Source organism: Stenotrophomonas sp. PFBMAA-4 (genome assembly GCF_030053215.1).
In the GTDB taxonomy this organism is placed as follows: Bacteria; Pseudomonadota; Gammaproteobacteria; order Xanthomonadales; family Xanthomonadaceae; genus Stenotrophomonas.
In genome coordinates this window covers 50,039-70,404 of record NZ_JASGBW010000027.1, presented here as the reverse complement: position 1 = coordinate 70,404, position 20,366 = coordinate 50,039, and the positions used below count along the sequence as shown (strand labels likewise).

The window sequence follows — 20,366 nt, the reverse complement described above, 5'->3', positions numbered from 1 at the left end:
GAATGCCGCTCTTGATCTTGAGGTTGCCGGCCAGCGGCCGGCACTACCGCAGGTGCAGGGCTGCAAGCCCTGCCGAAACCCTCCCCTACCATGACTGCAGTCACTTGCCCGATTGCCCCGCGCTGGCGAAAGTCGAGCAGTTGACGTGATCGGAGCGGCCCTTTGCCCTCCGCACGGTCGTAAGAAGAGAGAGAGAGAGACGCTGTGCAACGACGTGAGTTCCTGGCTTATTCCGGTCTGGGCCTGGCGGGCCTGGTGCTGCCGCATTCGCGGCTGATCGCGGCCGAGCAGCTGCTTGCGCCCGTGGATACCGCGCAGCGCCGGCGGCTGGCCGAGGTCGCCCTCGCCGCCGCACGCACCGCCAAGGCCAGCTACTGCGACGTACGCATCGGCCGCTACCTCAACCAGTCGGTCATCACCCGCGAACACCAGGTCGGCAACGTGACCAACCGCGAGTCGTCCGGCGTGGGCGTGCGGGTTCTGGTCAACGGCGCCTGGGGCTTCGCCGCCACCCACCAACAGACCGAGGCCGCCGTGCACGGCGCGGTCGAGCAGGCCACGGCCATCGCCCGCGCCAATGCCGGCATCCAGACCCGGCCGGTGCAGCTGGCGCCGACGCCACCGGTCGGTGAGGTGCGCTGGCAGACCCCGGTGCGCAGGAACGCCATGGAAGTGCCGATCCAGGACAAGATCGAACTGCTGCTGGCGCTCAACAGCGCCGCGCTCGATGCCGGCGCCGACTTCATCAATTCCACCCTGTTCCTGGTCAACGAGCAGAAGTACTTCGCCTCCAGCGATGGCTCCTTCATCGACCAGGACATCCACCGCATCTGGCTGCCGTTCACCGCCACCGCCATCGACAAGGCCAGCGGCAAGTTCCGCACCCGCGCGGGCCTGTCCTCGCCGATGGGCATGGGCTATGAGTTCCTCGACGGCGATGCGCGCGGCAAGGTGCAGCTGCCCGGCGGCATCACCGCCTACCGCGATTCCTATGATCCGGTGGAGGACGCCATCGCCGCCGCCCGCCATGCGCGCGAGAAACTGAAGGCGCCGTCGGTGAAGCCCGGCAAGTACGACCTGGTGCTGGACCCGTCCAACCTGTTCCTGACCATCCACGAGAACGTCGGCCACCCGCTGGAGCTGGACCGCGTGCTGGGCTACGAAGCCAACTACGCCGGCACCAGCTTCGCCACGCTGGACAAGCGCGATGCCGGTTTCCGCTGGGGCAGCGACCTCGTCACCTTCTTCGCCGACAAGACCCAGCCGGGCAGCCTCGGTGCGGTCGGCTACGACGATGAAGGGGTGAAGACCCAGCGCTGGGATCTGGTGCGCGATGGCGTGCTGGTCGATTACCAGGCGACCCGCGATGAGGCCCACATCCTTGGCCGCGACGCCTCGCATGGCTGCAGCTATGCCGATTCCTGGTCCAGCGTGCAGTTCCAGCGCATGGCCAATGTCTCGCTGGCGCCGGGCAAGGCGCCGCTGAGCGTGGACGACATGATCAAGGACGTGGAGAACGGCATCTGGATCCACGGCCGCGGCTCCTATTCCATCGACCAGCAGCGCTACAACGCGCAGTTTGGCGGCCAGCTGTACTACCAGATCAAGGACGGCAAGATCGCCGGCATGGTCGAGGACGCGGCCTACCAGATCCGCACGCCGGAGTTCTGGAACGCCTGCACCGCGATCTGCGACCAGCGTGATTTCCGCCTCGGCGGTTCCTTCTTCGACGGCAAAGGCCAGCCCGCGCAGGTATCGGCGGTCTCGCACGGGTCGTCCACCACCCGCTTCAACGGCATCAACATCATCAACACCGCGCGCAGTCTCGGCGCCTGAGTCGTCCCATCCTTCGACGTGGAGAGCTGCCTTGCAGAGACGTGACTTCCTCGCCCTTACCGGGCTTACCGCGGGCGGCCTGATCGTGCCGTCGTTCTTCGGCAAGGCCATCGCCGCCGAGCAGCTGCAGTCCAGCCTGGACCTGGGGCTGAAGAAGCGCCTGGCCGACGCCGCGCTGCAGGCCGCTCGCAGCGCCGGTGCCACCTACTGCGATGTGCGCATCGGCCGCTACCTGCGGCAGTTCGTGATCACCCGCGAGGACAAGGTGCAGAACGTGGTGAACACGGAGTCCACCGGCGTCGGCATCCGCGTGATCGTGAACGGCGCCTGGGGCTTCGCCGCCACCAATGCGCTGGGCACCGCCGACGTGGCCCGTGCCGCGCAGCAGGCTGCTGCCATCGCCAAGGCCAACGCCGGCGTGCAGACCGCACCGGTGCAGCTGGCCAAGGCACCGGGCGTGGGTGAAGTGAGCTGGCGCACGCCGATCCGCAAGAACGCCATGGACGTGCCGATCAAGGAAAAGGTCGACCTGCTGCTGGACGTCAACGCCGCCGCGATGGGCGCCGGTGCCAGCTTCGTCAACTCGATGCTGTTCCTGGTCAACGAACAGAAGTACTTCGCCTCCACCGATGGCTCCTACATCGACCAGGACGTGCACCGCATCTGGGCGCCGATGACGGTCACCGCCATCGACAAGGCCAGCGGCAAGTTCCGCACCCGCGAAGGGCTGTCTGCGCCGATGGGCCTGGGCTATGAGTACCTGGACGGCGCCGCCGCCGGCAAGGTGCTCACACCCAACGGCGTGGTGAACTACGGCTCGTCCTACGACATGAAGGAAGATGCCATCGCCGCAGCGAAGCAGGCACAGGAGAAGCTGAAGGCACCGTCGGTGAAGCCGGGCAAGTACGACCTGGTCCTCGATCCGTCGCACACCTGGCTGACCATCCACGAATCGATCGGCCACCCGCTGGAACTGGACCGCGTGCTCGGCTACGAAGCCAACTACGCCGGCACCAGCTTCGCCACGCTGGACAAGCGCGAACAGCACTTCCAGTACGGCAGCGAGCACGTCAACATCTTCGCCGACAAGACCCAGCCGGGCAGCCTCGGCGCGGTCGCGTACGACGATGAAGGCGTCAAGTGCAAGCGCTGGGACCTGATCAGCAACGGCAAGCTGGTGGACTACCAGACCATCCGCGACCAGGCCCACATCCTCGGCAAGACCGAGTCCGATGGCTGCTGCTACGCCGATTCCTGGTCCAGCGTGCAGTTCCAGCGCATGGCCAACGTATCGATGGCGCCGGGCAAGACCCCTCTCAGCGTTCCGGACATGATCAAGGACGTCGAGAACGGCATCTACATCATCGGCGACGGTTCGTTCTCCATCGACCAGCAGCGCTACAACGCGCAGTTCGGCGGCCAGCTGTTCTACGAGATCAAGAACGGCCAGATCACCCGCATGCTGGAGGACGTGGCCTACCAGATCCGCACGCCGGAGTTCTGGAACGCCTGCACCGCCGTGGCCGACGAACGCGACTACCGCCTGGGCGGTTCGTTCTTCGACGGCAAGGGCCAGCCGGGCCAGGTTTCGGCGGTCTCGCACGGTTCGTCCACCGCGCGCTTCAACGGCATCAACGTCATCAACACCGCACGCAGCCTCGGCTGACCGGTCAGGAGCCCTTACACCATGAGTATCTTCACCGAAGCCCAGGCCAAGGCCATCCTCGACAAGGTCATCGCCCTGTCCAAGGCCGATGAGTGCACCGCCGTGCTGGCCGGTTCCATCAGCGGCAACATCCGTTTCGCGCTGAACAACGTCTCCACCAGCGGCATCGTCGACAACACCGAGCTGGCCGTCACCGTGGCCTTCGGCAAGCGCGTGGGCACCGCCTCGATCAACGAGTTCGACGATGCCGCGCTGGAACGCGTGGTACGCCGCGCCGAGGACCTGGCCCGCCTGGCCCCGGAGAACCCGGAGTTCATGCCGGCCATCGGCAAGCAGAGCTACCGTCCCAGCCCGACCTTCAGCGAATCCACCGCCGCGATTGATCCGGCGTTCCGAGCCAAGGTTGCCGCCGATTCCATCGCGCCGTGCCGGGGCAACGGCCTGATCGCTGCCGGTTTCCTCGAAGATGGCCAGGGATTCCAGGCCACCGCCAACAGCAACGGCAACTTCGCCTACCAGCGCACCACCAGCTTCGACTACACCTGCACCGTGCGTACCGAAGATGGCCGCGGTTCGGGCTGGGTCGGCCGCAACCTGAAGGATGCGGCGGACTTCAAGGCCGACCAGGACATCCGCATCGCCATGCGCAAGGCCACCGAATCGGCCGAAGCCAAGGCGCTGGAACCGGGCAAGTACACGGTGATCCTGGAGCCGGCGGCGGCCGCGGGCCTGATCAGCTTCATGATGAACTTCTTCAGCGCACGCTCGGCCGATGAAGGCCGCAGCTTCCTGTCGAAGAAGGGGGGCGGCAACAAGCTGGGCGAGCAGGTCTACGACCCGCGCGTGAGCATGTATGCCGACCCGTGGCATGCCGAGGCACCGGTGCTGCCGTGGGATGGCGAAGGCATGCCGCGCGAGCGCATGGCCATCATCGAGAACGGAAAGATCGCCAACCTGGACTACTCGCGCTTCTGGGCGCAGAAGCAGGGCAAGACCGCCAAGGCCACGCCGGGCAACCTGCTGATGAGTGGCGGCGACAAGAGCACGGCCGACCTGGTGCGCGGCACCCAGAAGGGCATCCTGGTCACCCGCACCTGGTACATCCGCATGGTCGACCCGCAGACCGTGCTGCTGACCGGCCTCACCCGCGATGGCACCTTCTACATCGAGAACGGCCAGATCAAGCACCCGGTGAAGAACTTCCGCTTCAACGAATCGCCGGTGATCATGCTCAACAACATCGAGGAACTGGGCCGGCCGGTGCGCGTGGCCGGTGATGAATCCAGCTTCGTGATGATGATCCCGCCGATGAAGCTGCGCGATTTCACCTTCACCTCGCTGTCCGACGCGGTCTGATGGATCGCCGGGCCTGCCTGCGCTGGCTGGCCGCTGCCGCTTCGGCGGCGGCGCTGCCCGCCTTCGCGCAGGCAGGCCCGCGCAGTTCGCGCTACGACTTCTGGTTCACCCGCCTGCAGTACGACTCCGGCGATTGGGACGTGGATGCGCGCATGCCGTCCAACCTGATCACCTCGCTGATCGACTACACCTCGCTGCGCGTGGACCCGCAGGAACACGTGGTGGCCCTGGCCGACCCGCGCATGCTGGAAGCGCCGTTCTGCTACCTGGCCGGGCACACGCTGGTGGAGTTCAATGCCGCCGAGCGGCAGAACTTCGTGCGTTACGTACGCAACGGCGGCTTCGTCTTCGTCGATGACTGCAACCACGACATCGACGGCCTGTTCGCCACCTCGTTCGAGGCGCAGATGGGCCGCCTGTTCGGGCCGAAAGCCCTGCAGAAGCTGCCCAACACCCATGCGCTGTACCGCAGCTTCTTCCGCTTTCCCGAGGGTCCGCCCGCCACCGGCTTCGAGCTCAACGGCTGGGGCGACGACCTGGTGCACGACTACCTGAAGGGCATCGATGTCGATGGCCGCCTGGGCCTGCTCTACAGCAACAAGGACTACGGCTGCGAGTGGGACTACGACTGGCGCAACAAGCGTTTCCTTGCCGAAGACAACACCCGTTTCGGCGTCAACATCGTGATGTACGCGCTGAACAACTGACAGGACCTGCACGACCATGACCACCCCCGACCTCGATTCCCTGCTGCCGCGCCTGGATGAGCTGCGCGCGGCGCTCGCGCGTGCGGTGGTCGGCCAGCACACGGTGGTCGAGCAGCTGCTGATCGGCCTGCTGGCCGGCGGCCACTGCCTGCTGGAAGGTGCGCCCGGCCTGGGCAAGACCCTGCTGGTGCGCTCGCTGGGCCAGGCACTGGAACTGCAGTTCCGGCGCGTGCAGTTCACTCCCGACCTGATGCCCAGCGACATCCTCGGCACCGAGCTGCTGGAAGAAGACCACGGCACCGGCCATCGCCATTTCCGCTTCCAGCAGGGCCCGATCTTCACGAACCTGCTGCTGGCCGACGAACTGAACCGCACCCCGCCCAAGACCCAGGCCGCACTGCTGGAAGCGATGCAGGAACGCACGGTCAGCCATGCGGGCACCACGCGCGAGCTGCCCGCGCCGTTCTTCGTGCTGGCCACGCAGAACCCGATCGAACAGGCCGGCACCTACCCGCTGCCGGAAGCGCAGCTGGACCGTTTCCTGCTGCACGTGCTGGTGGATTACCCGAGCGAAGACGAAGAGCGCCGCATCATCGAGCAGACCACGGGCGGCGCCACCGGGGCGGTGCCGAAGGTGATGGACGCCGACGCGGTGATCGCGCTGCAGGCCGCCGTGCGCCAGGTGCATGTCAGCCCCGATGTGCTGGCCTGGATCACCCGCCTGGTGCGCGCCAGCCGTCCCGGCGACGGCGCACCGGCCGCCATCAACCAATGGGTGAAATGGGGTGCTGGCCCGCGCGCCGGGCAGTCGCTGGTGCTCGCGGCAAAGGCACGCGCGTTGCTGCAGGGCCGCTTCGCCGCCACCCGCGAGGACGTGCAGGCACTGGCTGCACCGGTGATGCGCCATCGCCTGCTGCTGTCCTTCGCCGCCGAGGCCGAACAGAAGCGGGCCGACGACGTGGTCGCCGCCCTGCTGCAGGCCGTGCCGTTCCCGGGTTGAAGCACACGTGAGCACCGGCACGCCGCTGACCCTGCCACCGGAACTGCGCGCGCGCCTGCGCACGCTGCGGCTGCGGCCGCGCCTGGCCAGTGGTGCACGCGGCATCGGCCAGCACGCCAGCCGCAGCCGCGGTGCCGGCCTGGAGTTCGCGCAGTACCGCGCTTACGAGCCGGGTGACGAACTGCGCCAGATCGACTGGAAGCTGTACGCCCGCTCGGACCGCTTCTTCGTGCGCGAATCCGAACGCGAGAGCCCGATCACCGTCTGGCTGCTGCTGGACGCCACCGCTTCGGCCGGCCAGGCCGACCGCGCGGCGCCGCAGCGCACCCGCCTGTGCCACATGCGCGGGCTCGCCGCCTGCGTGGTCGAACTGGCCCTGCAGCAGGGTGATCGCTTCGGCCTGCTGGCGGTCAACGGCGATGGCCTGCAGCTGGTACCGGCCGGCAACGGCGCACGCCAGCGTGATCGTGTGCACCTGCAGCTGCATGCCCTGCAGGCGCGCGGTGGCTGGCCGGCGGCCGACCGCCTGCGCCCGCTGTGGGAGCGCGTTCGCCCCGGCGATCTGCTGCTGGCCATCGGCGATGGCTTTGATGAGGCCAGCATCGTGCTGCTGGAACAGCTGGCCAGCGCACGCCGCGAGGTGATGCTGCTGCAGGTGCTGGGCGCCGACGAGCGTGATTTCCCGTTCGATGCCGGCCACCGCTTCCGCGATCCGGAAACCGGCGAGGAACTGCTGGGCGATGGCGCCGCGATCCGCGCCGACTACCTGCTGCGCTTCGCTGCCGCACACAGCGCCCTGCAGTCGCGCCTGCAGGCCAGCGGCATCGCCAGCGCCACCGGTTGGCTCGACCAGCCGTTGGACCAGCCACTGCAGGTGGTGTTCGGCCGCGGGGGCGGTGCATGACCCTGCTGTTCCCGCTGGGCCTGGCGGCGCTGGCCGCATGGCTGCTGCCACTGCTGATCCACCTGGCGCGGCGCCATCCGTATACGCCGCTGGATTTCGCCGCACTGCGCTGGCTGCGCGCGCAGATCCGCCCGCGCCAGCGCATCCGTTTCGATGATTGGCCACTGCTGCTGGTACGCCTGCTGTTGCTGGCTGCACTGGCGCTGCTGCTGGCGCGCCCGGCGCTGACCGGCAGCGCACCGCCCCCCGGCGCGTGGACGGTGGTGGCCCCCGGCCTGGATGCCCGCGCACTGCGCGGCAGCAGCGAAGTAGGCCACTGGCACTGGCTGGCGCCCGGCTTCCCGTCCGTCGACCAGCCGGCGCCCGGCGTGTCCGTGCCGCTGGCCAGCCTGCTGCGCGAGCTGGACGCGCAACTGCCCACCGGCACCGCGCTGACCGTGCATGTGCCCGACCCGCTGCCGGGCCTGGATGGTGCGCGCCTGCAGCTGTCGCGACCCGTGCACTGGCAGCCGCACCCTGCGGCCTCCGCCAGCACACAGGCCACCGTGGCCCCGCCACGCCTGCGCGTGCATGCCGAAGCACCGGCCAGCGCGCGGCAATGGATCAGCACCCTGCAGCGTGCGTGGAGCACCCAGCCTGCACCCGCCGCGCTGCCTGCCGATACGCTGCCCGCACGCGGCGAGATTGCGGTGTGGAGCGGTACCGGTGCATTGCCGTCTGCCTGGCAGGCCTGGCTGCGCGACGGCGGCAGCGTCCTCACCGCGGCCGCACCTGCGCAGGGTGCCAGCGTGCGCCTGCGCACCGCAGAGGGCGCGCCGCTGCTGTGGCAGCAGCGCGTCGGCCAGGGCCGCCTGCTGTCGCTGCCCGGCGAGTGGGACGCCACCCACAACGCCGCGCTGCGTGATGCACGTTTGCCGCAGTCCCTGTTGATGGCCCTGCAACCGCCGCCGCCCGCGCGCGTGGCCGATGCGCAGGACCAGGCACCGCAGCAGGCGGTCCTGCCCGCCAGCGCTGCTGCACCGAGTGAACCCACGCCCTGGCTGTTGATGGCCATCGTGCTGCTGTTCGCGCTGGAACGCGGGATGGCCAGCCGCAGCGCGCGGAGGCCGGCATGACCTCGCTGCAACGCACCTGGCAACGCGCACGGTGCCGCCGCGCCAGCATCACCCTGCTGCTCGGGCTGCCGTGGGCGCTGGCCGCCACCGCGCTGGCCCTGCGGCTGGCCGGCTTCGATGCCGCCTGCATGGTCGCCACGCTGGCCCTGCTTGCCTGCGCGGGCGTGGCGGTGGCGCGGGCGCGGCAGATGGACCCGCGCTGGCTGCAGCGCCAGCTCGACGGCAGCGGCCGCAGCGAGGACAGCGCCGATCTACTGTTCGCCGATGTCGCCCGCCTCAACCCGTTGCAGCAGCGCCAGCGCGCGCATGTGCTGGCCACGCTGGAACGCACCATGCCAGACCTGCGGCCGCGCTGGCCGCGCGTCGCACTGGCGCTGTGCTGGGCCGGCGGCCTGGCCATCGCCCTGCTCGCACTGGGCTGGCCGCGCAGCACGGGCATGCCTGCAGGCGGCAGTGCCACGGCAACGGCGCCCACTGCGGCCGCCGGCCCGCTGCAGCTGCAATCAACCCGCCTGCAGATCGATGCACCGGCCTACACCGGGCAGGCCACCCGCACCCAGAACGCGCTGGATGCCAAGGTGGCTGCGGACAGCCGGCTGTCGTGGTCACTGCGGTTCGACCGTGCGCCCAGCAGCGCCTGGCTGCAGTTCCACGATGGTCGCCGGCTGCCGCTGCGCGAGCACGATGGCCAATGGCAGGCGCAGGACGTGGCCCGCACGCCGGTGCTGTACCGCGTGGTGAGCGAGCCGGCGCTGGCCAGCACCCGCCTGTACCGGCTGGATGTGGTGGCCGACCGCGCGCCCAGCGTGCGCGTGCTGGAGCCGGCCGCCAGCCTGGTGCTGGGCACGCCCGGGCAGCGGCAGTGGGCGCTGCGCTTCGAAGGCAGCGATGACTACGGCGTGGCCGCGCAGGCAACGCTGTCGATCACCACCACCCAGGGCAGCGGCGAGAACATCACCTTCGTCCAGCGCAGCGTCACCCTCACCGGCAGCGGCGAGCCCACCACGCGACGCTTCGCCCACACGCTCGACCTGGCAGCGCTGGGCGCGCAGCCCGGCAACGATGTGATCGCCCAGCTGGAAGTGCGCGACAACCACGCCCCCAGCGCGCAGACCGGGCGCAGCAGCAGCGTGATCCTGCGCCTGCCGACCACCGAAGTCGCGCTCGGTGCCGAGCTGGAAGGCCGTATCAAGAAGACCCTGCCGGCGTATTTCCGCAGCCAGCGGCAGATCATCATCGATGCCGAAGCGCTGATCCGCCAACGCCGCAGCCTGGCCGCCGATGACTTCATCAAGCGCAGCGATGCGATCGGCGTCGACCAGCGCATCCTGCGCCTGCGCTACGGCCAGTTCCTGGGCGAAGAAAGCGAGGGCGCGCCAAAGCCGCCGCCGACCAGCGACCTGCCCACCAGCGATACGCCCGCAGCCGATTCGCACGATCACGACGACGAACATCAGCACACGCAGGATGATGGCCATGATGCACATGGCCACGACCACGGCAGCACCGCCGGCAATGCCGGCACGCCGCCGGTGTTCGGCAGCGCCACCGACGTGCTGTCCGAGTACGGCCACACCCACGACCACGCCGAGGCCGCCACCCTGCTCGACCCGCAGACCCGCGCCACCCTGAAGGCCGCGCTGGACCAGATGTGGTCGGCCGAAGGCGAGCTGCGCCAGGGCCGGCCCGAGCAGGCGCTGCCGTTCGCCCACAAGGCGCTGGGCTTCATCAAGCAGGTGCAGCAGGCCGAGCGCATCTACCTGGCCCGCGTCGGCCCCGAGCTGCCGCCCATCGACGAAGGCCGCCGCCTCGGCGGCGACCGCACGGGACTGGCCAGCCGCGAGCTGCCGCTGGCCGCACGCACAGCGCCGGACCCGGCCATCGTCGAGGCCTGGCAGCGGCTGGGCGACGGTGACGGCACGCCCGACCTGGACGCTTTGGCGACTTGGCAGCAGCGCAACGCCGCCTTCCTGCCCGACGCCCTCGACCTGGCTGCCGCCATCGAACAGCTGCGCATCGAACCGGACTGCAGCGACTGCCGCCAGCGCCTGCGCGCGCAGCTGTGGCGCGCCCTGCAGCGGCCGCTGCCGCAGGTGATGCGGCGCACGGCCACCGATGCGATGGGCCAGCGCTACCTCGATGCGCTGGAGGCACAGCCATGAACGCCGCTGCATTGAACCTGTGGCTGGCCATGGCCCTGGCGGCGATCGTCGTCATCGCCAGCGTGCTGCAGCTGCGCGCGCCCACTGCACATCGCGGCCGCCGCGCGGTTCGGCTGGGCGTGCAGGCCATCGCCGCGGTGCTGCTGTATTTCTGCCTGCAGCCACCCAGTCAGCAGCAGCCGGCGGGCGGCCTGGTCGTGCTCACTGCCGACGCCACCGCTGCCGGCGCATTGCCGGCCAGTGATGGCCCGCTGCTGCTGTTGCCGGAAGCGGCGGATGTGCCGGGCGGCCAGCGCGTACCTGATCTGGCCACAGCGCTGCGCCAGCACCCGGCCTCCACGCTGACCCTGGTCGGCGCCGGCCTGGCCGCGCGTGACCGCGACACCGTGCTGCCGGCGCACGTGCAGTGGCAGGCGCCGCCTGCGCCGCGCGGCTGGATTGCGCTGCAGGCGCCGGCCGACGCAGCGCCCGGTGCGCGCTTCGAGGTGCACGCGCAGGCGCACGGCATCAGCGCTGGCCGCGCCGAACTGCTGGACCCGGCCGACACCGTGGTTGATCGCGCGGACCTGGCCGCCGATGGCCGCGTGCAGCTCAGTGGCATCGCCCGCGCGCCGGGCCGCAGCGTGTTCCATCTGCGCCTGCTCGACGCGCAGTCGCACGTGCTGGACAGCGTGCCGGTGCCGCAACAGACGCTGTCGGCGGCACCATTGCGCCTGCTGGTGCGTGCCAGCGCGCCCGGGCCGGAACTGAAGTACCTGCGCCGCTGGGCCACCGATGCCGGCCTGCGCGTGCAGGTGCAGGCCGACACCGGCGCGGGCCTCAGCGTGGGCGATGGCGCGGTGCCGCTGGATGCCGCCGCGCTGGCGCGCAGCGATCTGCTGCTGCTGGACGAACGCAGCCTGGCAGGTTTGAGCGCGGGCCAGCTGGCTGCAGTGCGCCAGGCACTGCGCGATGGCCTTGGTGTGCTGGTGCGCAGCGCCGGTGCACCCTCGGCCAGCGCGCGCCAGCGCCTGCGCGATCTCGGTCTGCCGGTGCAGGGCGATGGCAGCAGCCACGTGGCCGATCTGCCCGACGATGGTGAGAGCACGATGCTTGCCGCGCGGCGTGGCCCGCTGGGCTCGACCACCCTGCCCAGCGCCGACGGCGAAGCGGCCGACCGCAGCTCGCACAGCGCAGCCCTGCCCACGCTGGAGGTGCTGGCACTGCAGCCCACCGATGGCAGCGCGCTGCTGCATGACCGCGCGGGCAGGGCACTCGGTGGCTGGCGCAGCGTCGGCAAGGGCCGCATCGGCCTGCTGCCGGTCACCGACAGCTGGCGCTGGGTGCTGGCCGGTCGCGATGATCGCCACGGCGAACTCTGGAGCGGTGTGGTCGCCACGCTGGCACGCGCGCAGGCCAGCGCGGATGCACTGTGGTCAGCGCAGGCGATTGCCTGGGCCGGAGAGCGGCAGGCCCTGTGCGGCGTGCAGGCGCCGCTGCAGGCGTTCGATGCGAAGGGCGCGGGCGTGCCGCTGGTGGTCGATGGCGCAACAGCGTCGCTGCGCTGCGCCGGCTGGTGGCCGCGTGCCGCAGGTTGGCAACGCCTGCAGCATGGCGAGGCGACCGTCTGGCGCTATGTGTTCGACGCGAATGAGGCAGCGCTGCTGCATCGGCAGGCGATGATCGATGCAACCACGCAGGCGCTGGCAACGGCCACGCCTGCGGGTGCTGCGGCGACGCAGCCGGTGCCGGGCCCGCGCTGGCCGTGGTGGCTGGCGTTCGTGCTGTGCGTGTCGCTGCTGTGGTGGCTGGAGCGGCGACGCTGAGCCCCACCCATGAAGCATCCACGCATGGCGTGGATCTACTGATCCCGGCGGGGTCGGATCCCTTTCGCACGCGAAAGGGCTCTGACCCCATCCCTCACCGCGCCCCGGTACGCCGGTACACGCCGTCGAACCGCACGTTCATGCCACCGCATTCGCTGTCGTCGGACACCACCAGTACGTCGCCCAGTATCTGGGCGTGCACCGTGCAGCTGTCCTCGACGAAATCCACCTGGCTGCCACGCGGCGTCGCCTGCGCTTCCACCTGGCCCATGTTCGGGCCATACGGCCGCTGTTCCGGCGTGGGGTTGGCCGAGGGCCAGTAGGCATCACCTTCGACATGCAGCTGGCCGCCACGCACCGAGATGCGCAGGCCGTTGTCGCCATCCTTCCAGTCACCGGCCCAGTCCTGCAGCGACGGCGTTGCCACCGGCAACGGCTGCAGCTTGCTGCGGTCGACCCAACCGGCGCTGCCGCCCACCTTGTTCGGATAGAACGCGCAGCGGTACGCGCCCAGGTCACGGCCGGTCACCACGGTATCGCCGCTCACCACGTAGCTGCGCTGGCGGCAGGCCGGTTCGCCCTTGGCCGGGCAGCCGTCCATGTCGCCCAGCAGGTACAGGCGCTGCGTGCCCACCACCCTGGCCAGCGCGAAACCAGACTGCGCGGACGGGAACAGGCCGTTGCGGCAGGAGCCACCGTCGGCCAGGTCGCTGGCCGCCGCAGCCAGCGGGCTCAGCGTGGCAAGCAGGAGAAGGGAGCGCAGCAGCATCCAGGCAGCCTCGGAAGGAAAGGCGGCAGGATAGCGCCTACTTCCCGGCCGGGGGATCGCAGCCTTCCTGCTGCTCGCAGAACTGCTGTGCACGGCGCTGCTGCTCGGCGGTCAGTTCCGGCGGTGGCCGTGCAATGGCGGACTGGATCTGGTCCGGGCCACCGGTCAGCTTGTTCAGGCCTTTGCCAGCGGCAGTCAGGCCTTTCACCACGCCCATCATGATGTAGCCACCGCCCATGCTCACCTGTTCGGGCGACGGCGGCTCGCTCCAGTCGCGGCTGAAGCGGTTGTCACCGAACTTCACCGGGTTCTTGAAGCGGTACAGATCCAGCGGCTCGTCATCTTCGGGCTTGATCGCGCGCACTTCGCCGAGGGTGGTGACATCGCCCTGCGGCGGCGCAGGCAACGGCGATTGCGCAGCGGGCTCGACCACCGGCGTGGCCTGCTGCGCCTGCGCCGTGGCGGCCAGCATCATGCCGGCCAGAAGTGCTCCCTGCAGTTCCCGTCGTGCCACAGCCATCGCCCTGCCTGTTGCGTGCAATCCTCGAGGATACGCATCACGGCTTCAGATTTCGTTGCCTGCGCTGCCGGCATTCAGCCAGCGGTGTCGTGCCGCCGCACTGAATGGTTCACTGCATCCCGGCACGCGGTCTCACACCCTGAGACCCATCTGTGGTGCCATGTGACCCCTCGCAAACCGTCCCGGCTTCACCTTCCATGGCCTACGAACTCGCCAAGCGCACTGCCGACGCCGAGCAGAAGCTCGCCACCCGCGACGGCCTGCCCGCCCGCGATGGCGCCCTGCTCAGTGCGCGCCTGCAGCGCCGCTACCACGATCGCATCACCGGCAGCTTCGCCATTCCCGGCCGCGAGGGCCGCTATGCGCCGCTGCCCGGTTCGGTGCCGCCGGCCCTGGCTGCAGCACTGAAGGCACGCGGCATCGAGCAGCTCTACAGCCACCAGGCTGAAGCGTGGGAGGCCAGCCAGCGCGGCGAGCACGTGGCCATCGTCACCCCCACCGCCAGCGGCAAGTCGCTGTGCTACACCCTGCCGGTGGTCAGCGCGGCCATGCAGGACAAGGCCAAGGCGCTGTACCTGTTCCCGACCAAGGCGCTGGCCCAGGACCAGGTGGCCGAGCTGCTGGAGCTCAACCGCGCCGGCGACCTCGGCGTGAAGGCCTTCACCTTCGATGGCGACACGCCGGGCGATGCCCGCCAGGCCATCCGCCTGCACGGCGACATCGTGGTCTCCAACCCGGACATGCTGCACCAGGCCATCCTGCCCCACCACACCAAGTGGGCGCAGTTCTTCGAGAACCTGCGCTACATCGTCATCGACGAAGTGCACACCTACCGCGGCGTGTTCGGCAGCCACGTCACCAACGTGCTGCGCCGGCTCAAGCGCATCTGCGCGTTCTACGGCGTGCAACCGCAGTTCATCCTGTGCTCGGCCACCATCGGCAACCCGCAGGCGCATGCCGAAGCACTGATCGAGGCGCCGGTCACCGCCATCACCGAATCCGGCGCGCCCAGCGGGCCCAAGCAGGTGCTGCTGTGGAACCCGCCGGTGATCAACCCGGACCTGGGCCTGCGTGCCTCGGCGCGATCACAGAGCAACCGCATCGCCCGCATCGCGATCAAGTCCGGGCTGAAGACGCTGGTGTTCGCGCAGACCCGGCTGATGGTGGAAGTGCTGACCAAGTACCTGAAGGACATCTTCGACCACGATCCGCGCAAGCCGCCGCGCATCCGCGCCTACCGCGGCGGTTACCTGCCCACCGAACGCCGCGAGACCGAGCGTGCGATGCGCGCGGGCAACATCGACGGCATCGTCAGCACCTCGGCGCTGGAACTGGGCGTGGACATCGGCAGCCTGGACGTGGTGATCCTCAACGGCTACCCCGGCAGCGTGGCCGCCACCTGGCAGCGCTTCGGCCGCGCCGGTCGCCGCCAGCAGCCCGCGCTGGGGGTGATGGTGGCCAGCTCGCAGCCGCTGGACCAGTACGTGGTGCGGCATCCGGATTTCTTCGCCGAGGCCTCGCCCGAACACGCGCGCATCGCACCGGACCAGCCGCTGATCCTGTTCGACCACATCCGCTGCGCGGCCTTCGAACTGCCGTTCCGGGTGGGTGATGGCTTCGGCCCGATCGATCCGGAAGTGTTCCTGGAAGCGCTGGCCGAGACCGAAGTCATCCATCGCGAAGGCGAGCGCTGGGAATGGATCGCCGACAGCTATCCGGCCAACGCGGTCAGCCTGCGCGCGGTGGCCGATGGCAACTTCGTGGTGGTCGACCGCAGCGACGGCCGCCAGCAGATCATCGCCGAGGTCGACTATTCCGCGGCCGCGCTCACCTTGTACGAGGGCGCGATCCACATGGTGCAGTCCACCCCATACCAGGTGGAAACGCTGGACTGGGAAGGCCGCAAGGCCTACGTCACGCGTACCCACGTGGACTACTACACCGACAGCATCGACTTCACCAAGCTCAAGGTGCTGGACCGCTTCGACGGCGGCGTGGCTGGCCGTGGCGATTCGCACCATGGCGAAGTCCACGTCGTGCGCCGCGTGGCCGGCTACAAGAAGATCCGCTACTACACGCACGAGAACATCGGCTACGGCCCGGTGAACCTGCCCGACCAGGAACTGCATACCACTGCGGTGTGGTGGCAGCTGCCGCAGGCATTGCTGCTGCGCGCGTTCGCCAGCAAGCAGGATGCGCTGGATGGTTTCCTCGGTGCCGCCTACGCACTGCACATCGTCGCCACCGTGGCGGTGATGGCCGATGCGCGCGACCTGCAGAAGTCGGTCGGCAACGGCGATGGTTCCTGGTTTGCGATCGCCGACCAGACCGGTCGCGGCCAGCTGCGCGGCGGCGAGGGTGATCCGGGCATCGTCGAGCTGCTGCAGGAGTTCGTGCCGACGGTGTACCTGTACGACAACTTCCCCGGCGGCGTCGGCCTCAGCGAACCCTTGTGGCAGCGCCAGGCCGAGCTGGTGCAGCGCGCGCGCGAACTGGTGCAGCGCTGCGACTGCAAGGCCGGCTGCCCGGCCTGCGTCGGCCCCGTGCTGGCCGCGCAGGAAGAAGATGAAACCTCGCCGCGTGCGCTGGCGCTGCGCGTGCTCGACCTGTTTGACGCCGAAGCCTGCCAGCACGTACGCGACGTGGTGGTGACCCCGCGCGACCCGATGGAGCTGCTGGCACCGTGAGCCTGAGCCTGGACAAGCTGCGCCTGCTGCGGAAGCAGGCCGGCGACCCGAAGGCGAGCGCCCCCGCCGCGCCCGAGCCGCCGCCCACGGCGCCTGCTCCGGTAGCCGCCAACGACGCGCGGCAGCCCGCCGCCGAGCGCTCGGTGTTTGCGTGGGTCGAGCAGGAGATCCGCCACAAGCCGACCGGCACGGCGGCACCTGCGACGGCCGCGGCACCGGCACCGCTGCGGCGCCCGGAAGTGGGCGGCCTGCATCGCCTGCTGGGCCTGCGCACGCGCGGCACCGCCGCCCCGGCACGGGCCAGCGCGCAGGACCGGCAGCTGCCCGGCGAAGAAATCGCACCGGGCCTGTTCCTGATCGAATCGCTGCAGCCGCAGGCGATTCCCCCGCAGCCGCTGTCACTGGATTTCGCGCGCCGCGAGGGCGAGCACGTGGCCGCACGCGACCTGCTGTTCTTCGATACCGAAACCACCGGCCTGGCCGGTGGCACCGGCACCCGCGCCTTCATGATCGGCGCGGCCGACTGGCATGCCTGCCCGCAGCGCGGCGAGGGCCTGCGCATCCGCCAGCTGCTGATGTCCACCATGGCGGCGGAAGACGCGATGCTGGCCACCTTTGCCAGCTGGCTGCAGCCCTCCACCGTGTTCTGCAGCTACAACGGCCGCAGCTACGATGCGCCGCTGCTGAAGGCGCGTTATCGGCTGGCCCGGCAGCGCGATCCGATCACCGCGCTGGATCACGTCGACCTGCTCTATCCCACCCGCCGCCGTTATCGCGGCAGCTGGGAGAACTGCAGGCTGTCCACCATCGAGCGCCAGCTGCTGCGCGTGGTGCGCGAGGATGACCTGCCCGGTTCGGAAGCACCCGCGGCGTGGCTGCGCTACCTGCGCGGCGGCGATGCAGTGAACCTGCGCCGCGTGGCCGACCACAACCACCAGGACGTGGTGACCCTGGCCCTGCTGCTGCAGCGGCTGATCCGCGAGGAACAGCGCGAGCGCGAGACGCTGGCGCTGGTGCAGCCCTGAGCGCCCGCGGGTTCAGGCGGCGTTGACACCGCTGACACGCGCAGCGGCGACACTGCCCGCTGTCCCTTCACCGGAGCCGTGCCCATGCGCCGTACAACCCTGTTGCTGCTGGCCAGCATCCTGCCGCTCGCGGCCTGCAGCCATGCCGGTGCCAACAGCACCGCCGACACCGGCACCCTGCCGGCCAAGGGCGCCGAAGGCCCGCACGAATGCCGTCCGGAGGCACTGGAGGCCTTCACCGGCAAGACGGCCGACGAGGCCACGATCAAGAAGCTGGTGGCCGACAGCGGCGCGCGCAACGCACGCGTGGTGAAGCCGGGCATGGCGGTGACGATGGATTTCCGCCAGGACCGGGTCACCGTGCGCGTGGACGAGCAGAACCGGATCGAGCGCGCCAGCTGCGGTTGATGTTGCCGGCCAGCGGCCGGCACTACCCCGCCTCCTGGTAGTGCCGGCCGCTGGCCGGCATTTACCCGTCAGAGCTGCTGGGCCTTGCCGCTGGCCATCGCGCGGGCGATCACCTGCTTCGCCTGTGCCGACGCCTGCGCCTGCAGCTGCGCCTGGCGTTCACCCAGTTCGGCCTGCTGGCTGCCCAGCGCGGCCTGGCGCAGGCCCAGCTGGGCCTGCTGGTTGGCCAGTTCGCTGATGTCGTGGCTGTGTGCGTCCTGCACCGCCTGCACTTCACGCATCGCAAGACGCGCCTCGGCCGCGGCCTGGCGGGCAATCGCGGCGTCATCCACCGCACCACGCGCCGCCCTCGCGGCCTCCGCTGCGCCCTGGCGGTTGATGTCGCTCTCGCGCACCGCCCTGCTTGCCACCTGGGTCGCCACACGGCTGATTTCCCGGGCATGCACGGCCTGCTTGCGGCCCAGCTCACCCTGCTGGCGCCCCAATACCCCCTGCTCGCGGCCGAGCTGGCCCTGCTGGCGGCCCAGTTCGGCCGATTGCGCATAGACGCGCTGCAGCGGCTGGATCAGGGCCGGATCACGCACGGCATAACGCTTGTTGCCTTCGCGGAACCACAGCACCGGGCCATCGCGGCCGACATCACGGCGGGCCTGCTGGATGTCATCGATCGTCGCACTGGCATAGCTGCGGCCGTGATCGATCAGCACGTGGCCACGTTCCAGATCGTTGCCCAGGTGCAGCTCGCCCACCGTGGTGTAGCTGTCGTCATCCTCGGCAGGCGGTGCCGGAGGCGCGGGCGGTGCAGACGGCGCAGACGGCGCGGCGGGGACGGACGGCGCGGCGGGCGGTGCCGGCGGCTTGGGCATCACCAGATGGACCCCGTTGGCCGGCACAGCGGGCGCGGCCGGCGGTGCGGGCGGTGCAGGGACCACCTTCGGCGGTGCCGGCGGCGCAGGCGGAGCCGGGGCAGCCACCAGGCGCATCGGCGCCACGCCCACCGCAACCACCAGCGCGGTCAGGCCGATGGCGAGGATGCGCGGGCAGGCACGGCGCGGCTGCAGGCTCATCAGGCGGCGCTTCAGGCTGGTGGTGCTCGGCGCGGCACTGGCCACGCCCAGGTGCGGCTGCGGTGCCACGCCCAGCTGCAGCAGCAGGCGGCCATAGGCATGGCGGCTGGCACCGTGCTGGCCGACCACCGCCGCATCCACCGCTTCTTCGCGGGCCTGGGCGTATTCGCGCACGGCCAGGCGCAGCAGCGGATGGAAGAAGAACAGGTGCTGGGCCAGTGCGGGCAGCAGGCCCCACTGCAGGTCACGGCGCTGCATGTGCTGCAGCTCGTGGGTCAGCGCCAGATCCAGCGCATCGCCCTGCAGGGCATTGGCACCGGCCGGCAGCAGCAGCACCGGGCGCAGCGGACCCACCAGCTGCGGCGCGTCCACCTGTTCGCTCATCCACAGGCGCGGTGCGCGGCGGAGGCCGTGGGCATCGGCAGCCAGCTGCAGCGCCTGTACCAGGGCAGCGTCTTCGCAGGGGTGCGAGGCGGCCAGCAGCGCACGGCACTGGCGCCACTCACCGAAGGTGCGCCACGCCATCACCAGCACGCCGGACAGCCACAGCGCGGCCAGCGCCATCGCCCACCAGGCCATCGGCGATACGCCGCTGCCGATCGACGCGGCGATGTCGTGGGCCTGGTCGATCGGCGCGGTGGCCAGCAGGTTCGCCGAGAGTTCCGGCGCCATGGGATGGATCGCATCGGCGGCCAGGTCGGTGGCGCTCATTGCCACCGCCTGCGGCGCCGGCAGCCAGGCCAGCTGCAGCGGCTGGCTCCAGAACAGGCCTAGCACCGCCTGCAGCGACACCAGCCACCACAGGCGGCAGCGGGTGCTGGCCGACAGCGAGGGCAAGGCGCGGCAGAGGCCGTACACCAGGGCCACCAGCAGCACGGTCTGCAGGCTGGTCCAGCCCAGGCGCTCCAACATCGGAATCAGCATCGTAGTGTCCATGGCTCAGCCCTCGTGGCGACGCGATTGGAGTTGGGCGACCAGTGCTTCCAGTTCGGCCAGCTCGTTGTCACTGACTTCCTGGCGTTGCGACAGGTAGGCCACGAACGGCGACACCGAACCCTGCAGGGTGTTGTCGACGAACTGGGCCACGGCGCCCTGCAGCACGCTGTCCGGGCCACGGGTGGCCTGGTAGCGGTAGACGCCTTCCTGCTGCTCGCGCTGAAGATACCCCTTGGCGCGCAGCCGCTCCATCATCGTCAGCACGGTGGAACGGGCCAGCCCGCGGGCCTCGCCGTAGCCACTGGCGACCTCGCCGACGCTGGCCGGCGCATGTTCATCGATGTACTGCAGCAGGGCCAGCTCCTGGTCCCCGATGGTCTTGCCACGCATGACACCACTCCCT

At 70.0% G+C, this 20,366-nt stretch carries 16 protein-coding genes; 12 read left to right on the top strand and 4 right to left on the bottom strand.

From position 1 onward, the window contains the following. The first annotated feature begins 204 nt into the window (after positions 1–204). The 9 genes from QMZ26_RS16130 to QMZ26_RS16090 are packed head-to-tail and all read left to right on the top strand — an operon-like array spanning position 205 to position 12,551. A complete protein-coding gene (locus tag QMZ26_RS16130; RefSeq protein WP_283222041.1) occupies positions 205–1,836 on the top strand; it encodes a TldD/PmbA family protein in 1,632 nt (543 codons plus the stop codon). A 31-nt stretch (positions 1,837–1,867) separates the two neighbouring features. Further along, positions 1,868–3,502, top strand: coding sequence for a TldD/PmbA family protein (locus QMZ26_RS16125; RefSeq protein WP_079224631.1), 1,635 nt, complete (start codon positions 1,868–1,870; stop codon positions 3,500–3,502). Between the two features lie 21 nt (positions 3,503–3,523). Beyond that, positions 3,524–4,858 (top strand): TldD/PmbA family protein, encoded by a 1,335-nt coding sequence (locus tag QMZ26_RS16120; RefSeq protein WP_108745645.1) that lies wholly within the window; start codon positions 3,524–3,526, stop codon positions 4,856–4,858. Beyond that, on the top strand, positions 4,858–5,565 hold the full coding sequence (locus QMZ26_RS16115; RefSeq protein ID WP_283222040.1) for a DUF4159 domain-containing protein: 708 nt from the start codon (positions 4,858–4,860) through the stop codon (positions 5,563–5,565). Before QMZ26_RS16120 ends, QMZ26_RS16115 begins: the two co-directional genes overlap by 1 nt. Before the next feature lie 16 nt (positions 5,566–5,581). Then, complete coding sequence (locus tag QMZ26_RS16110) at positions 5,582–6,565, top strand: MoxR family ATPase (RefSeq protein ID WP_283222039.1); 984 nt, start codon at positions 5,582–5,584, stop codon at positions 6,563–6,565. Between the two features lie 7 nt (positions 6,566–6,572). Further along, positions 6,573–7,469, top strand: a complete 897-nt coding sequence (locus tag QMZ26_RS16105) for a DUF58 domain-containing protein (RefSeq protein ID WP_283222038.1) — start codon at positions 6,573–6,575, stop codon at positions 7,467–7,469. Then, the gene (locus QMZ26_RS16100) at positions 7,466–8,584 is read left to right on the top strand and encodes a BatA domain-containing protein (protein ID WP_283222037.1); all 1,119 of its coding nucleotides are present in this window, start codon (positions 7,466–7,468) and stop codon (positions 8,582–8,584) included. The genes QMZ26_RS16105 and QMZ26_RS16100 overlap by 4 nt, the downstream gene beginning before the upstream one ends. After that, positions 8,581–10,746, top strand: a complete 2,166-nt coding sequence (locus QMZ26_RS16095; protein WP_283222036.1) for a hypothetical protein — start codon at positions 8,581–8,583, stop codon at positions 10,744–10,746. Before QMZ26_RS16100 ends, QMZ26_RS16095 begins: the two co-directional genes overlap by 4 nt. Then, the gene (locus QMZ26_RS16090) at positions 10,743–12,551 is read left to right on the top strand and encodes a hypothetical protein (RefSeq protein WP_283222035.1); all 1,809 of its coding nucleotides are present in this window, start codon (positions 10,743–10,745) and stop codon (positions 12,549–12,551) included. Before QMZ26_RS16095 ends, QMZ26_RS16090 begins: the two co-directional genes overlap by 4 nt. A 94-nt stretch (positions 12,552–12,645) precedes the next feature. On the opposite strand, the gene QMZ26_RS16085 is transcribed toward QMZ26_RS16090, so the two are convergent. Both QMZ26_RS16085 and QMZ26_RS16080 read right to left on the bottom strand, forming a co-directional pair. Further along, positions 12,646–13,320, bottom strand: coding sequence for a hypothetical protein (locus QMZ26_RS16085; RefSeq protein ID WP_283222034.1), 675 nt, complete (start codon positions 13,318–13,320; stop codon positions 12,646–12,648). A gap of 37 nt (positions 13,321–13,357) precedes the next feature. Beyond that, entirely contained in the window at positions 13,358–13,840 is a 483-nt protein-coding gene (locus QMZ26_RS16080; RefSeq protein WP_200734116.1) for a hypothetical protein, read from the bottom strand. Between the two features lie 197 nt (positions 13,841–14,037). Between QMZ26_RS16080 and QMZ26_RS16075 the strand changes: the two genes are divergently transcribed. From QMZ26_RS16075 to QMZ26_RS16065, 3 genes are all read left to right on the top strand, one after another. Further along, positions 14,038–16,527 carry a DEAD/DEAH box helicase gene (locus QMZ26_RS16075; protein WP_200734117.1) on the top strand — a complete coding sequence of 830 codons (2,490 nt, stop codon included), beginning with the start codon at positions 14,038–14,040 and terminating at the stop codon, positions 16,525–16,527. Beyond that, positions 16,524–17,552, top strand: coding sequence for a ribonuclease H-like domain-containing protein (locus tag QMZ26_RS16070; protein ID WP_283222033.1), 1,029 nt, complete (start codon positions 16,524–16,526; stop codon positions 17,550–17,552). The genes QMZ26_RS16075 and QMZ26_RS16070 overlap by 4 nt, the downstream gene beginning before the upstream one ends. Before the next feature lie 84 nt (positions 17,553–17,636). Next, entirely contained in the window at positions 17,637–17,960 is a 324-nt protein-coding gene (locus QMZ26_RS16065; RefSeq protein ID WP_079224609.1) for an I78 family peptidase inhibitor, read from the top strand. 68 nt (positions 17,961–18,028) lie between these two features. On the opposite strand, the gene QMZ26_RS16060 is transcribed toward QMZ26_RS16065, so the two are convergent. After that, complete coding sequence (locus QMZ26_RS16060; protein WP_283222032.1) at positions 18,029–19,963, bottom strand: M56 family metallopeptidase; 1,935 nt, start codon at positions 19,961–19,963, stop codon at positions 18,029–18,031. 3 nt (positions 19,964–19,966) lie between these two features. Further along, on the bottom strand, positions 19,967–20,353 hold the full coding sequence (locus tag QMZ26_RS16055) for a BlaI/MecI/CopY family transcriptional regulator (protein ID WP_079224605.1): 387 nt from the start codon (positions 20,351–20,353) through the stop codon (positions 19,967–19,969). Between the last annotated feature and the right edge of the window lie 13 nt (positions 20,354–20,366).

Bases quoted from the DNA above. Each gene is read 5' to 3' on its own strand.
- QMZ26_RS16120 (WP_108745645.1), top strand. From the start codon at position 3,524: ATGAGTATCTTCACCGAAGCCCAGGCCAAGGCCATCCTCGACAAGGTC.
- QMZ26_RS16115 (WP_283222040.1), top strand. From the start codon at position 4,858: ATGGATCGCCGGGCCTGCCTGCGCTGGCTGGCCGCTGCCGCTTCGGCG.
- QMZ26_RS16110 (WP_283222039.1), top strand. From the start codon at position 5,582: ATGACCACCCCCGACCTCGATTCCCTGCTGCCGCGCCTGGATGAGCTG.
- QMZ26_RS16100 (WP_283222037.1), top strand. From the start codon at position 7,466: ATGACCCTGCTGTTCCCGCTGGGCCTGGCGGCGCTGGCCGCATGGCTG.
- QMZ26_RS16095 (WP_283222036.1), top strand. From the start codon at position 8,581: ATGACCTCGCTGCAACGCACCTGGCAACGCGCACGGTGCCGCCGCGCC.
- QMZ26_RS16090 (WP_283222035.1), top strand. From the start codon at position 10,743: ATGAACGCCGCTGCATTGAACCTGTGGCTGGCCATGGCCCTGGCGGCG.
- QMZ26_RS16085 (WP_283222034.1), bottom strand. From the start codon at position 13,320: ATGCTGCTGCGCTCCCTTCTCCTGCTTGCCACGCTGAGCCCGCTGGCT.
- QMZ26_RS16080 (WP_200734116.1), bottom strand. From the start codon at position 13,840: ATGGCTGTGGCACGACGGGAACTGCAGGGAGCACTTCTGGCCGGCATG.
- QMZ26_RS16075 (WP_200734117.1), top strand. From the start codon at position 14,038: ATGGCCTACGAACTCGCCAAGCGCACTGCCGACGCCGAGCAGAAGCTC.
- QMZ26_RS16065 (WP_079224609.1), top strand. From the start codon at position 17,637: ATGCGCCGTACAACCCTGTTGCTGCTGGCCAGCATCCTGCCGCTCGCG.
- QMZ26_RS16060 (WP_283222032.1), bottom strand. From the start codon at position 19,963: ATGGACACTACGATGCTGATTCCGATGTTGGAGCGCCTGGGCTGGACC.
- QMZ26_RS16055 (WP_079224605.1), bottom strand. From the start codon at position 20,353: ATGCGTGGCAAGACCATCGGGGACCAGGAGCTGGCCCTGCTGCAGTAC.